Annotated in this window: 14 protein-coding genes; 8 read left to right on the top strand and 6 right to left on the bottom strand. The window is 63.9% G+C overall.

What is annotated here, in order from left to right:
* The first annotated feature begins 11 nt into the window (after positions 1-11).
* The gene (locus tag KIT86_RS16295; RefSeq protein ID WP_297400224.1) at positions 12-872 is read left to right on the top strand and encodes a fumarylacetoacetate hydrolase family protein; all 861 of its coding nucleotides are present in this window, start codon (positions 12-14) and stop codon (positions 870-872) included.
* Between the two features lie 22 nt (positions 873-894).
* Here the strand turns inward: KIT86_RS16295 and KIT86_RS16290 are convergent, their stop codons facing one another.
* A complete protein-coding gene (locus KIT86_RS16290; protein WP_297400222.1) occupies positions 895-1332 on the bottom strand; it encodes a MarR family winged helix-turn-helix transcriptional regulator in 438 nt (145 codons plus the stop codon).
* Positions 1333-1440: 108 nt separating this feature from the next.
* Between KIT86_RS16290 and KIT86_RS16285 the strand changes: the two genes are divergently transcribed.
* From KIT86_RS16285 to KIT86_RS16270, 4 genes are all read left to right on the top strand, one after another.
* Positions 1441-2388 carry an amidohydrolase family protein gene (locus KIT86_RS16285; protein WP_297400220.1) on the top strand — a complete coding sequence of 316 codons (948 nt, stop codon included), beginning with the start codon at positions 1441-1443 and terminating at the stop codon, positions 2386-2388.
* A gap of 29 nt (positions 2389-2417) precedes the next feature.
* On the top strand, positions 2418-3416 hold the full coding sequence (locus KIT86_RS16280; RefSeq protein ID WP_297400218.1) for a tripartite tricarboxylate transporter substrate binding protein: 999 nt from the start codon (positions 2418-2420) through the stop codon (positions 3414-3416).
* A gap of 144 nt (positions 3417-3560) precedes the next feature.
* Positions 3561-4598 carry a histidine kinase dimerization/phosphoacceptor domain -containing protein gene (locus KIT86_RS16275; RefSeq protein ID WP_297400216.1) on the top strand — a complete coding sequence of 346 codons (1038 nt, stop codon included), beginning with the start codon at positions 3561-3563 and terminating at the stop codon, positions 4596-4598.
* Positions 4595-6082 carry an ATP-binding protein gene (locus KIT86_RS16270; protein ID WP_297400214.1) on the top strand — a complete coding sequence of 496 codons (1488 nt, stop codon included), beginning with the start codon at positions 4595-4597 and terminating at the stop codon, positions 6080-6082. The genes KIT86_RS16275 and KIT86_RS16270 overlap by 4 nt, the downstream gene beginning before the upstream one ends.
* A gap of 3 nt (positions 6083-6085) precedes the next feature.
* On the opposite strand, the gene KIT86_RS16265 is transcribed toward KIT86_RS16270, so the two are convergent.
* The 5 genes from KIT86_RS16265 to KIT86_RS16245 all read right to left on the bottom strand — a co-directional run bounded on the left by KIT86_RS16265 (position 6086) and on the right by KIT86_RS16245 (position 11416).
* Positions 6086-7630 (bottom strand): PAS domain-containing methyl-accepting chemotaxis protein, encoded by a 1545-nt coding sequence (locus KIT86_RS16265; RefSeq protein WP_297400212.1) that lies wholly within the window; start codon positions 7628-7630, stop codon positions 6086-6088.
* A gap of 50 nt (positions 7631-7680) precedes the next feature.
* On the bottom strand, positions 7681-9945 hold the full coding sequence (locus tag KIT86_RS16260; protein WP_297400210.1) for an ATP-binding protein: 2265 nt from the start codon (positions 9943-9945) through the stop codon (positions 7681-7683).
* On the bottom strand, positions 9942-10469 hold the full coding sequence (locus KIT86_RS16255) for a hypothetical protein (protein ID WP_297400208.1): 528 nt from the start codon (positions 10467-10469) through the stop codon (positions 9942-9944). The genes KIT86_RS16260 and KIT86_RS16255 overlap by 4 nt, the downstream gene beginning before the upstream one ends.
* Positions 10470-10484: 15 nt before the next feature.
* The gene (locus tag KIT86_RS16250) at positions 10485-10688 is read right to left on the bottom strand and encodes a hypothetical protein (RefSeq protein ID WP_297400206.1); all 204 of its coding nucleotides are present in this window, start codon (positions 10686-10688) and stop codon (positions 10485-10487) included.
* Positions 10689-11080: 392 nt separating this feature from the next.
* Positions 11081-11416, bottom strand: a complete 336-nt coding sequence (locus tag KIT86_RS16245) for a hypothetical protein (RefSeq protein ID WP_297400204.1) — start codon at positions 11414-11416, stop codon at positions 11081-11083.
* 392 nt (positions 11417-11808) lie between these two features.
* Here KIT86_RS16245 and KIT86_RS16240 point away from each other — a divergent pair, with 392 nt between their 5' ends.
* The 3 genes from KIT86_RS16240 (at position 11809) to KIT86_RS16235 (ending at position 12895) form a co-directional block, all read left to right on the top strand.
* On the top strand, positions 11809-12147 hold the full coding sequence (locus tag KIT86_RS16240) for a hypothetical protein (RefSeq protein WP_297400202.1): 339 nt from the start codon (positions 11809-11811) through the stop codon (positions 12145-12147).
* 74 nt (positions 12148-12221) lie between these two features.
* The gene (yidD, locus tag KIT86_RS25230) at positions 12222-12554 is read left to right on the top strand and encodes a membrane protein insertion efficiency factor YidD (protein WP_367185446.1); all 333 of its coding nucleotides are present in this window, start codon (positions 12222-12224) and stop codon (positions 12552-12554) included.
* A gap of 29 nt (positions 12555-12583) precedes the next feature.
* Entirely contained in the window at positions 12584-12895 is a 312-nt protein-coding gene (locus KIT86_RS16235; RefSeq protein WP_297400200.1) for a hypothetical protein, read from the top strand.
* Positions 12896-12913: the final 18 nt, after the last annotated feature.

Genomic DNA, 12913 nt, shown 5'->3' with positions numbered 1-12913 from the left:
AAAGGCCACTCTTGAAATTCGCCAGCTTCCTGCACCGCGGCAGCGCCACCTACGGCGCCGTGATCGACGACCAGCACCTTGTGGACCTGCGCCCCGCCCTGGGTGCGAAGGCGCCCGACCTCCAGAGCGCGATCGCGCAAGGCCTGCTCGGCCAGGCCGCCGCCATCGCGCGCGCCGCCTCCGAGCGCATCGCGATCGACGCGGTCGAGTTCCTCCCCGTGATCGGCCGCCCCTCCAAGATCGTCTGCGTCGGACTCAACTACGCCGACCACGTGCGCGAAACCGGCCGACAGGTCACGCAGCAGGCGCCCACGCTCTTCCTGCGCGTGGCCAACTCGCAGGCCGGGCACGGCCAGGCCCTGCTCGTCCCGCCCGAATCGCCCGCGCTCGACTTCGAAGGCGAAATCGCCGTCATCATCGGCAAGCCGGGCCGCCGCATCGCCGAAGGCGCTGCCTGGGAACACGTGGCCGGCTGGGCCTGCTACAACGACGCCAGCATCCGCGACTGGCAGGTCGCCACCTCGCAATGGACGGCCGGCAAGAACTTCGCGCGCACCGGCGCCTTCGGCCCCTGGATGGTCACGGCCGACGAGATCCGCCCCGACCAGGTCATGACCCTCGTCACCCGCCTCAACGGCGAAGAAGTGCAGCGCACCACCACCGACCTGCTCATCCACAGCATTCCCTCGCTCATCGCCCACATCAGCTGCTTCACCGAGCTCGAGGCGGGCGACGTCATCGTCACCGGCACACCGGGCGGCGTAGGCTTCAAGCGCCAGCCACCGCTCTACATGCGGCCGGGCGACGTGGTGGAAGTGGAAGTGGATGCGCTGGGCGTGCTGCGCAACCCCATCGAGGCCGAGCTGGCCTGAACGCCCCGGGCGGGGCCGGGGCTCAGTCCCCGAGCTTGCCCAACAGCCGGATCAGCTCCGCGGTCTCGGCATCGGAGAGCGCGGCGCGCAGCGCCGCCTCATGCTCGCGCACGATGCGCGCGGCACGGCTCCAGCACTTGCGCCCCTCGGGCGTGAGCTTGAGGTACACCGTGCGGCGGTCGTGCGCCTGGCGCGTGCGGTCGATCAGGCCGCGCTCGGCCAGCTTGTCCGCCAGCGGCACCATCGACGGATTCGTCAGCCCCACGCCGCGCGCCAGCTGGCCTTGCGGCAACTCCACATTGCAACTCAACAGCTCCAGCACGCCGTACATGGCCGTCGTCAGCTGCAGCTTGCCCAGCGCGAGATCCAGGCGGCGCAGCGCCTGGTTGTGCGCTTTTCGAAGGTGGTACCCGACGTAAGCGTCGAGCGCGGGTGAGGAAGGAGGGGTGCAATCGGCCATGGGCAGCCGGCAGGATAGCACGCAGCCCCGCGATCATTCTTCGTCTATTAGTTTGACATCAAATTATTCGATGACTACACTTTGGCCCGACATCAATCAGGAGACCGCATGTTCGTCGTCGACAACCACATCCACCTGGGCCAGCCCGGTGTTCACGTCTCGCAGCACATCTACAGCGAGCTGCGCAAGAACTGGAGCGACCGCGGCTTCCGGTACCACAGCACCGAGGTGAAATCCGAGCGCCGCGACGGCGAGATGCTCGTCCACGTCATGGACGAAGTTGGCATCGACGTGTGCTGCGTGCTCGCCGGCAACTGGAACCGCGTGCTTCCGCCCGAGCAGCGCCCCTACAACGTGCCCAACGAATTCGTGGCGCAGCAGGTCAAGGCGTCCAACGGCCGGCTCATCGGCATCTGCAGCGCCGACCCCATCATCGACCCCTGGGGCGCCGCCGACGAACTGGAGCGCTGCGTGCGCGAGCACGACTTCCGCGGCATCAAGCTCTACCCCACCTACGCGCACTTCGACCCGCGCGACAAGGCCTGCGAGCCCCTGTACGAAGCCGCCAGCGCCCTGGGCGTGCCGGTGCACTTCCACATGGGCTTCACGCCCGTCTGCGGCGCCGACATGAAGCTGCAGCAGCCCTGGCTGCTCGACGAAGTGGGCCAGCGCTTTCCCAAGATGAAGGTGGTCATCTGCCACCTGGGCTACCCCTACGCCGCCGAAGCCATGGGCGTGGTCGCGCGCAACCCCAACTTCCACGCCGACCTCAGCGCACTGGGCTTCTACCATCCGCGCACCGTCTACCAGCTCATTCACGACTTCGGCTGCGTCAACCCCTGGGAGCGCCTGCTCTACGGCTCGGAAAACCCCTTCATGTGGACCTTTCACAAGACGGTGCAGAACATCAACGAGCACGCGCGCGCGCTCGACATGCCCGAGATCCCCGACCACGCGCTCGAACTCATCCTCGGCGGCAACGCCACGCGCCTCTACCGCATCGACCAGCGCCGACAGCACCGCCCCGCGACCCCGCCGGCCAAGGCCGCCGCCTGACCATCCCGCCACCCAGGAGACAAGACACCATGAAGAAGATCGCCCGCCGCTCCCTGCTCGCCGCCGCCCTCGCGCCGGCCTTCGGCACCCTCCTCGCACCCCCGGCCCAGGCGCAAGGCACCTTCCCCGCGCGCCGCATCTCCGTCGTCGTGCCCTTCCCCGCCGGTGGCCCGGCCGACATGGTCGCGCGCGTGATGCAGCCGCTGATGCAGAAAGCCCTGGGCGAAACCGTCATCGTGGAAAACTTCGCCGGCGTCGGCGGCGCCATGGGCGTGGGCAAGGTGATGGCCGCCCCGGCCGACGGCCACACCCTGCTGCTCACCACCGTGGCCGAGCCCATCCTCCCGCCGCTGACCATGCCCAGCGTGCGCTACAAGCCCGACGACCTCGTGCTCGTCTCGCAACTCTCGTACACCAACATCGCGCTCGTCGTGCGGCCCAGCCTGCAGATCAACTCCGCGCAGGCTCTGGTGGACTACCTCAAGAACCCGTCCAACAAAGCCCTGACCTACGCCACCCCCGGCAGCGGCACGCTCTACCACCTCATGGGCGAGCACTTCAAGATGCTCACCGGCACGCAGCAGCTCATGCACGTGCCCTACAAGGGCCTGGCACCGGCCGTGAACGACCTCATTGGCGGCCAGGTGGACGTGGCCTTCCTGCCTATGGCCGGCAGCACCGCCAAGCTGATCGAAGCCGGCACGCTGCGCGCCCTGGCCCACACCGCCGACAAGACCGTGGCCGGCCTGCCGCGCCTGAGCGAGATCGACCCCGGCCTCAAAGACTTCGTCTACACCGTGTGGACCGGTGTCTTCCTGCCACGCCAGACGCCCGCCGACGTGGTGGGCGCCGTGCACAAGGCCATCGACACCGCGTTGCAAGGGCCGGAGTTCGGCGCGTACACGCGCGAAGCCGGGGGCGTGGCGCTCACCCGCGCCATGCCGCTGAAGCAGGCACAGAGCTTCTACAGCGCCGAAGCACAGCGGCTGCAGCGGGTGTTTCAGGCGGTGAAGCTGAAGGCGGATTGAGCCGGGCGGGGCACTGCAGGCTCGCGCGGCCACAAAGTGGGGGGAGCCGCCCGCTCGGCGCCATGCACAATTGTGGCGCCGGGACGCTGCAGTGACACAGCCATGGGGTTTGTGCAGTAGGCAGCCCGTCGCAACTGGCATACCATGCCCAGCATGGCGGAGCAGAGGCCAAAGCTGGACGAGTACCTGGGACAGGCGTTTGATCGCATCCCGGTCGCGATGATCGTGGTCAACCAGCTTGGGAAGATCACCCGCCTCAACCAGCTCGCGGAAACCACCTTCGGCTACAGCGCCGCCGAACTCATCGGGCGCCCGGTGGAAGTGCTCATCCCGGCACGCTACCGCCACGCCCACCCCGGGTATCGCCAAGGCTTCCTCGCCGAAACCAACGCACGCCCCATGGGCGCGGGCCGCGACCTCAGCGGCCTGCGCAAGGACGGCAGCGAATTCCCCGTGGAGATCGGCATCAACCCGGTGCAGACCGGCGAGGGGCCGATGATCCTCTCGGTGATCCTGGACCTGAGCGAGCGCAAGCTCAGCGAGAAGCGCATCCAGGACGCGCTGCAACAAAAGGAGCTGCTGCTGCGCGAGGTGCATCACCGCGTGAAGAACAACCTCCAGGTCATCCACAGCCTGCTCGACCTCCAGGCCCTCAAGAGCAGCGACAGCGAACTCATCGGCATGCTGCGGGACAGCCAGAACCGCGTGCGATCGATGTCCCTCATCCACCAGACGCTGTACCAATCGCAGAACTTCGCGCAGGTGGACTTCCAGCGCTTCCTGGGTGAGCTGCTGCCGCGCCTGACCGAAGCGTACGGCTCGATGTCGGGACAGGTCGCCATCGAGATCAACGCGCATGACGTCAAGCTTCCCATCAACGAAGCCATACCCTGCGGCCTGATCGTCAACGAACTCGTGAGCAACGCCCTCAAGCACGGTTTCCCGAACCAGCAACGCGGCAAGATCTCGGTGGACATCCGTCAACAAGGCGAAAGGCAGATCGAGCTGTGCATCAGCGACGATGGGCAAGGCATCCCGCCCACGCTCGACCTCTCGCGCACCAGCTCGCTCGGGCTGCAACTGGTCCAGCTCCTGACACAGCAGCTGCACGGACAACTGGACATCCAGCGCGAAAACCCCACGCGGTTCTCGCTCAGCTTTCAACTGGGGACGGCGCCATGAAACAACCGGCTCGCATACTGATCGTGGAAGACGAAAGCATCGTGGCCTTCAACCTGCAGCAGCGCCTCTCGCAGCTGGGCTACGACGTGCCACACGTGGCCGTCTCCGGCCAGCAAAGCCTGGACATCGTCTCGCGATCCCGCCCCGACCTCGTGCTGATGGACATCCACATCGAAGGCGACATGGACGGCATCGAAGTGGCCGCGCGGCTCAACGAGGATGGCCCCCTGCCCGTGATCTACCTCACCGCCTATTCCGAAGACTCCACCCTGGAGCGCGCGCGCAAGACTCGCCCCTACGGCTACCTCATCAAGCCGTTCTCCGAGCGCGAACTGCATGCCACCATTCAAATGGCGCTGGAGCGCCATGCGGTGGAAGAGGCCCTGGTGGAAAACCGCCGCCTGCTGCAACAGGCCCTGGACGCCGCCAGCCTGGGCATCCTGGAGTTCGACCCCAGCAGCGCGGCCATGAAGCTCAACCCACGCACGGCGGAACTGCTCGACCAGTCCGCCGAACACGCCATCACCCTCGAGCACTTTCTTGCCGGCATCGACGAAAAAGACCGCGCCCTCGTCGCCACCCGATTCCGGGAGGCGCTCGATCCGCTGAAGAAATTCAGCGAAGAATTCCGCCTTCTGAGCGACCGCAAGCCCTCGCGCTGGATCAAGATCGACGCCAGCGCCCTGCCCGAGCAACGCATCAGCGGCGTGGTGCAAGACATCTCGGAGCGCAAGCACGCGGAGATCCGGCTGCGCAAACTCAACGAAGGCCTGGAAAGCCTGGTGGGCGAACGCACCAACGAACTGCGCGAAAGCCTCAAGGAGCTGGAGACCTTCAGCTACTCGGTGGCGCACGACCTGCGCTCACCCATCCGCGCCATCGCCGGCCTCAGCGGGGTGCTGCTGGAGGACCATCGCGCCCAGCTCGACGAGGCGGGCATCCAGCTCATCGCGCGCATCGCCGCCAAGAGCACCCAGATGAGCAACCTCATCGACGCCCTGCTCAACCTCTCGCACCTCTCCAAAGTCACTCCGCAGCTGAGCGAGGTGGATCTGAGCAGCATCGCCGCGGACATCATCGAGCAACAGATGGAGACCGAACCCCAGCGGGTGGCCGAGGTGCGCATCGCCCCCGACCTCAAGGCCCATGGTGATCCGGTGCTCGTGCGCAGCATCCTTGACAACCTGCTGCGCAACGCCTGGAAGTTCTGCGCCAACCGCGACGTCACCCGCATCGAAGTGGGCCGCGAGCCCGAAGCGGGCCGCGATGTCTTCTACGTCAAAGACAACGGCTGCGGCTTCGACATGGCCCACGCGGACCAACTCTTCAGCCCCTTCCGGCGCCTGCACAGCGAAACCGAGTTCAAGGGAACAGGCATCGGCCTGAGCATCGTGCAGCGCATCGCGGCACGGCATGGCGGGCGCGTGTGGGTGCAGGCCAGACCGGACCAGGGCGCGACCTTCTACTTCACCCTCTCTGCCTGACGCTCAGCTGAACACGTCCACGGCCTTGCCCAGCAGGCTCATCTGCGTGCGCAGGCTTTCAGAGGCAGCGGCGTTCTGCTCCACCAGCGCCGCGTTCTGCTGGGTGACCTGGTCCAGGTGCCCCACGGCCGTGGCCACTTGCGTGATGCCCTCGCTCTGCTCGCGCGTTGCCGTGCTGATCTCCGCAATCATGGTCGAAACCCGGTCCACCTCCAGCACGATCTCCTTCATCGTGCGGCCGGCGTCATCCACCATGGCGGAGCCATCGTTGACCTTGTCGACGCTGGAAGCGATCAGACCGCGGATCTCCTTGGCAGCCTCGGCGCTTCGCTGCGCGAGCGACCTGACCTCCGTCGCCACCACCGCAAACCCACGGCCTTGATCGCCTGCGCGCGCGGCCTCCACAGCGGCATTGAGCGCCAGGATGTTGGTTTGAGATGCGATGCCATCGATCACACCGATGATGTCGGCGATCTTCTTCGAGCTTTGCGCGATTTCATTCATGGTGCCGATCACCTCTTCCACCGCCCGCCCTCCCTTGGCCGCCGCGCCACTGGCTGCCGTGGACAGGTGGGCGGCTTGATGGGAGGTCTCGGCATTGGTCCGCACGGTGGCGGTCATCTGCTCCATGGAAGCCGCCGTCTGCTGCACGCTCGCAGCCGCCTGCTCGGTCCGCGAGCTCAAGTCGTTGTTCCCCTGGGCAATTTCAGAGGCGGCGACCTTCGCGTTGAGCACCTGCTGGCGGACATCGTCGATAACCCACCGAAACATCAGCCCCAGTTGGCTGATGGCGCGCATCGTCATGCCGATCTCGTCGGTGCGATTCAAATGCGTTGAACTGCGAAAATTTCCCGTTGCAATGCTCGTCGCCTGCTCACGCAACCTGGCAAGCGGCTTGAAAATCTGATGGTGCATCCACAGCGAGGCCAGCGCCATCGTCGCGATGAACAGCAGCAGGAACTGAGCGAAGCCGGTCCCGTGGAGCCCTTCGTACCAGACCTCCGCACTGACCAGCGCCGTCACCAGCAACAGCGCCAGAACGGCCCGCGATGCGGAGGACATGGTCTGCAGGAGAGACGTCCACCCCATGACGCCGGAGCGGGTGATCAGCCCCTTCTGGAACCGCAGGTCCCCTGCACGCCCTTCCTTGAACTTCGCATAGAGGCTGCTTGCGGAGGCGACTTCCTCTGGCGTCGGCTTCGTCCTCACGGACATATACCCGGTGATCACGCCATCGCGCTTCACCGGCGTGGCGTTCGCGCGGACCCAATAATGGTCACCGTTCTGGCGCCGGTTCTTGACCAGGCCGGTCCAGGGCTCGCCACCCTTGAGCGTTCGCCACATGTCCTCGAATGCCTCGGCCGGCATGTCCGGGTGCCGCACCAGGTTGTGGGGCTGGCCTTCAAGCTCTTCGCGCCGATAGCCACTCACCGCCACAAACGCATCGTTGGCGTAAGCGATGTTGCTGTGCGCATCCGTGGTGGACATGAGCGTCGCATCCGCTGGAAACGAAAAATCTTGCTGGGTGACTGGAAAATTCTGACGCATTTTCGATCTCTTGGAGTTACCTGCTAACAAGTGAATGCCAGCCACGGCCATCAGACCGTGACCTCCTCGGCCAACTTGGCCATGAACGGCAAGGCGGCTACGGTGTCGGCGATGTCCACCGCCAACACCTCCTTGAGCTCGCGCAGCGCCTTGATGTCGCCCGCCTGCCCCGACTTCTCGATATCGCCCGACACGGCCGTCAGCGCGCGAAGCCCCAGAAGCATGCAGGAGCCCTTCAACCGGTGCCCCTGGTACACGATGGCCTCCAGGTCTTCGTCTTGCAGCGCCTGCTGCAAGACCAGGGCCGTGCCTTCCGGCGCCTTGAACAGCATGTCCAGCAGCTGGCTGAACATCTCGGCCGGCATCATGGAAAGCAACTCCGCATAAACCTGGGTGTCGATGAGCTGCTTCGGGCTGCGCACCGTGCGCAGAGCCGTCTCGAGCGCGGCCGGCACGGTTTCCATGCCGCCTTCGAGCACACCGCAGCGGCGCAAGGCCCTGCGCAAATCGGCCTCTTGCAAAGGCTTGGGGGCGAACTGCGTCACGCCCGCGTCCATCGCCAGCTGACGGGTGTCGTTCACCACGTCGGCCGTGACCATGATCACCGGCACCTCGCTCGCCGGTGAGGGCAACGCGCGGATCTCACGCGTCGTGGCAATGCCATCGAGCACGGGCATGTGGTAATCGAGCAGCACCACGTCGAAGCTCTCGCGGTTGAGAATCTGCAAGGCTTCAAAACCGTTTTCGCAGAAGACCGCCTCATGCCCCATCCGATCGATGAGCAGATTCAGGTACTTGAGGTTGACCGGGTGGTCCTCTGCCACCAGCAGCCGCAGTCGCCGCACCGGCGTGCGGCGGCGCTCCCAGGCGGCATCGTCCATCAGCATGGCCTTGTCGATCTTCGGTGCCGGCGCGCGCGGCAGGCGCAGCGACACCACGAAGATGGAGCCCTTGCCCGGCTCGCTCGTGACGGTGATGTCGCCATCCATCATGCGCGCCAGCGTGCGCGAAATCTCCAGCCCAAGGCCTGAGCCACCCACGCGGCGGCGCAGGGAGTTGTCGGCCTGGTAGAAGCGGGTGAACAGGTTTTCCACCGTTTCCTTGTCCATGCCGATGCCGGTGTCCTGCACCGTCAGGCGCACCCCGTCGGGCCTGTCTGGCTCGGCTTCGAGAATCACCTCGATGCTGCCGCGCTGGGTGAACTTCATGGCGTTGTTCACCAGGTTGTAGATGATCTGGCGCACCCGCGTCGGGTCCGCCATCACCCATGTGGGCAGGCCTTCCACGCAATGGCAGCTCATGTGTACGCCCTTGTCGTTGGCCAGTGGCTCCAGCAGGTTCGTCACCTCATTGGCCATGACGCCGAGATTCACCGGAGCCGGGGCCAGCGTGAGCGTGCCCGACTCGATGGTGGACACATCGAGGATGTCGTTCACCACGCCCAGCAAGTGCTGCGCGGAATCGGTGGCGGTCTGGATGTAATCGCGCTGCTCGGTGCTCAGGCGGGTGTCTTCCAGCAGCTTGAGCATGCCCAGCATTCCCTGGAAGGGGGTGCGGATTTCGTGGCTCATGTTCGCCAGGAAGACGCTCTTGGCATGGTTGGCCGCCTCGGCCTGATCCCTGGCCGTGGCCAGGTCCTTGGACAATTGCTGCAAATTCGCGTACTGCCGGCTCTGCTGGCGAATATGCCGCACCAGCAGCGCCACGAAAAGCAGCATGACCACCACCTGCACCGTGGCCAACCCGATGAGCAACTGACTCTGGCGGCGCAACTGGGCGTTGCGCTCGTCCACGAAACGCGCAACCGCGCGGTTCGCCTCGCGCGTGAGCTCGCTCAAGGCGGGCGAAAGCTCGTGCGCCTTGGCATGCACGCCAGAAAGCGCCGCCGCATCGCGCAGCAGGCGCCCGGGGTCCGCCATCAAAGGATCGGCATGCGCCTTGAACTGCTGCAGCATCTTCAGCACCGGCTCGAACCCACCCCAGGCATCCAGCAGGTCCCGGCGAGGAATCCCTGACAGGAGATTGATGCGGCTCAGAAAAACCTCGTAGCGCTCCTGCAGGTCTTCGGGCTGCACCGACGAGCCGGGGTCGCCCGCTTCCAGCACCACCTGGTCAAGCCGGCTGAGCTCGTGCTCCAGCTGGTACGCCTGCCACATGATGGAGTCCACCTGGCGCGTCTCGGTGTCCTGCAGCGTCTGCCACTGAAGCCAGCCCAACCAGCCCAGAGGCGTCAAGGTCGCCAGGAGCAGAACGGTGATGGCCAGTGCCCATTGCGGGGCACGCCAGGCGGCAAAGCCGGTGGGTTGGCGGTTCATTCGATGCTCATCCGTTTCAGTTGCCAGATTGAGCGCTCGTAATAAACCGACGATCGCAATTCCGATTTGCTGTCAAATGGGTAAATCACAAACAATGGCCCTTTATCACGAACCGCCATCGGCTGATCGTCCAACAGGCGCGCCACAATGATCCCATGCATTTGCGCGTCGGCCACGGGAATGTGAATGGTGTAATCATTGATCGCGCTGGCATTGATTTGTCTGCCCTGCGCTTTCGTGGCCGCCAGAATGTCTGACAACAAGGGGCCGGTGAATTTGACCGGGCGGTCGTACCAAGGCGTGCGCGTGGTGAAGCTGTGTTGCGGCAACGCTTCGAGCATGGCCATGTCAAAGGCGGCGACTTTCCCCTGATTGGGCTGCGAAATGTTGCCTGACACCGTCAACACCACCCGCCCTTTGGGTGGCGGCAGCCCCTCTGCGGCAGCTGTGCCCACCAGCATCGCGCAGGCCACGCCGGCCCACAAGCCCCGAAAAAAACGCCTTGAAAACAGCAATTTGGACATGTTCGTGAACTCGTTTCAGCGTTCGCCCACACCAGCGTGCAGCGCTTCGGCCGGGGTGGCAGGCGAACAGTTTTCAGAGGAGGGGACAGCCGAAGCCCCTGACTTCTCCACCCGGCATGCGTCCCAGGCGGTGGCGAGCAGCTCGCGCTTTCGAGCAATGGCCATTTCGTCATCATGGATCTCTTGAATGAGTTCCACCACGTAATTCAATATCGACATGATTCAACGAGAATTAAATGTTTTTACCATCGCCGTAAAATGACAATAGGATTGGATAAAAATCAGCTTAAGTCATGCTTACGCCGCGTCACGCGATACTACAAACCGCACTCGAGCGTGATAACTTTCACCAAACCACATCGAGATGCACAGCGCATGTCTCATCGGCGCAATAGGCACTGCCGCTCTTGACTTGCGTCAACAGCCAACCAATGGATTCGCGCTACAAACTCAACCAGTGAATCCGAAATGCTTCATTTCGGGCAACCCAATTGATCCGTAAGCAATAGTGCCGCGACCTTGAGGCACCCTGCCCCGCTTCCTCGGGCTGCTGCCGGCTGGCGCGGACGCATCTGCCAGCGCCCTGACGCTGGGGGCGCTGGTGCGCGTGGTCAAGCGTCGCGCTCGTACCGGCGCGGTGGCTTGAGCCAGCCCTTGCCCACCGGCGTCTCCTCGACAGGGGCCACGTCCACCGCCCATTCCTGCACCACCCACGCGCCGTCTTCCTGCTCCAGGCCGGAAAACACGATCACGGTCTTCTCCGCCTCGCACCACTTGAGGCGCGGCTCGTACAGCTGATGCTGCCCGGGGTAGCTGTTCATGGGCTGGAACTCGAGCACCTTGAACCAGGCGTTGCCGCCGATGAATTTTTTGGTGGAGAGCATGCCGCGCATGGCCTTGCCACTGCCCGGTGGCAAGAGCCGCCCGCCTGCACGGAGCTTGGTCATGGTGGCGCGCATGGTCCTGGAGCGGGAAAAGTGGTGGCGGCAGAAAATACTGTACCTATGTACAGTATACTGATGCCGAGCCAGATGCCAAGCGGCATGTGGCACCAGGCAGTTGCTGTTGTTGTCTCCTTGTGGACTTGCAGCTTGAGCCCGGCCGCCTTGCTGGTGGCCGGGCTTTTTCTTGTGCTTCAAATGCTGGGATTGAGGCGGGCGACCGCCGCTATGCAGCCATTGCCGTTGGTTGTGTTTGCGCATCGAACGTGCAATCTGCGCCACATTGCAGCCATCCAGTCGTCGTCATGAAGACGTACAGCGTGCGCACAGCGGTATCGCGGCTAGACTGCCGCGATTGGCCCGAAGCGGCCGCTCAACCGGTCCGAAATTCACGCTCTATGAACGCACGTCGCATACATGCAGAAATGAGGGAGAAGTTCCCGAACGTCGATCGCGCGCAACTGGATTGGACGAATGTTGTGGACGAAACGGGTCGCCTACGGCAGGAAGGCGCTTTGTCTGTGGTTGTGCATCGATTCGAGAGCCGGGGCATCCAAGAGGTTCTGGTCGAGGTTCATCGGAAGTTGGGTGACGTGATGGCAATCGCCGATCTCATTGACTACCTCTCTGAACATCATGGCAAGGGCGAGATTCGAATAGCGGACCGCGCTTTTTCTGTGTTCGCGCTCCTCGCCACCAATGGGGTTGCAACAAGTTGGGCGACAACGGCGGGATAGTCCGCATCGAGCGCGTTTCGAGCCTCGGCTACGATGGCATCCATCGGCCAGAAGCGGATATTCACAGAAAGCCCATGAGAGACATCGCAGTTTCGGCACTCGAGGGTTATCAGCGATACCTCTCGCCGCGCAAAGGCTTCTGTTGCGCTCATCGCGTGCTTACCGGCGGCGCCTCTTGCTCGCAGTTTGCCAAGAGAGTCATTGCCCACCATGGATTGTGGGTCGGACTGAAAGCCACGGTACGACGCTTTCAGAAATGCAAGGTTTCAGCGCGACAACTGAGCACGATGGCGATCAACGAACAGAACTCGCGCGAAGGCCAGGCAGAAGCGCCTGCAGAGCCTTGCCCGTTTTGGTCTCGGTCCAAAGCGATAGAAGTAACGGCTTGCTGTTGTTGGCCGTGGTAGGTCAGAGATTGGCCAGACGTGAACATTCCATGAAACGCGTCATCCTCATCACGCTAGGTAGCGCCGCTCTGCTGCTGGGTGGTATGTTTGGCTATGTCTTCTTTGGTCCGATGCTTGACGCCAAGAAAACATGGGCTCTTGCAGCCGACATGTTTGAAGGGGTCACCAAGCACAGGGGCATCCCATCCGCCGAGTTCATGTCCCCAAGTGAGCCGGATGTGTCTCACGGATTGCAGTACGTCGTGCTCAGTTGGACTCATCGGTCAAGAGTGAGCTGCTCGGTCGACGTCACCGTTGACCGTCGCAATGCGAACGCAATGCCGCACTGGCTTTGTGATTGAGAGAGTCGGTCTCCTATC

This window comes from Hydrogenophaga sp. (genome assembly GCF_026125825.1).
Taxonomy (GTDB): domain Bacteria; phylum Pseudomonadota; class Gammaproteobacteria; order Burkholderiales; family Burkholderiaceae_C; genus Hydrogenophaga.
This window is presented reverse-complemented; position numbering and strand designations above follow the sequence as displayed.

Bases quoted from the DNA above. Each gene is read 5' to 3' on its own strand.
- KIT86_RS16255 (WP_297400208.1), bottom strand. From the start codon at position 10,469: ATGTCCAAATTGCTGTTTTCAAGGCGTTTTTTTCGGGGCTTGTGGGCC.
- KIT86_RS16290 (WP_297400222.1), bottom strand. From the start codon at position 1,332: ATGGCCGATTGCACCCCTCCTTCCTCACCCGCGCTCGACGCTTACGTC.
- KIT86_RS16265 (WP_297400212.1), bottom strand. From the start codon at position 7,630: ATGCGTCAGAATTTTCCAGTCACCCAGCAAGATTTTTCGTTTCCAGCG.
- KIT86_RS16275 (WP_297400216.1), top strand. From the start codon at position 3,561: ATGCCCAGCATGGCGGAGCAGAGGCCAAAGCTGGACGAGTACCTGGGA.
- yidD (WP_367185446.1), top strand. From the start codon at position 12,222: ATGAGAGACATCGCAGTTTCGGCACTCGAGGGTTATCAGCGATACCTC.
- KIT86_RS16250 (WP_297400206.1), bottom strand. From the start codon at position 10,688: ATGTCGATATTGAATTACGTGGTGGAACTCATTCAAGAGATCCATGAT.
- KIT86_RS16270 (WP_297400214.1), top strand. From the start codon at position 4,595: ATGAAACAACCGGCTCGCATACTGATCGTGGAAGACGAAAGCATCGTG.
- KIT86_RS16240 (WP_297400202.1), top strand. From the start codon at position 11,809: ATGAACGCACGTCGCATACATGCAGAAATGAGGGAGAAGTTCCCGAAC.
- KIT86_RS16260 (WP_297400210.1), bottom strand. From the start codon at position 9,945: ATGAACCGCCAACCCACCGGCTTTGCCGCCTGGCGTGCCCCGCAATGG.
- KIT86_RS16235 (WP_297400200.1), top strand. From the start codon at position 12,584: ATGAAACGCGTCATCCTCATCACGCTAGGTAGCGCCGCTCTGCTGCTG.
- KIT86_RS16245 (WP_297400204.1), bottom strand. From the start codon at position 11,416: ATGACCAAGCTCCGTGCAGGCGGGCGGCTCTTGCCACCGGGCAGTGGC.
- KIT86_RS16280 (WP_297400218.1), top strand. From the start codon at position 2,418: ATGAAGAAGATCGCCCGCCGCTCCCTGCTCGCCGCCGCCCTCGCGCCG.
- KIT86_RS16285 (WP_297400220.1), top strand. From the start codon at position 1,441: ATGTTCGTCGTCGACAACCACATCCACCTGGGCCAGCCCGGTGTTCAC.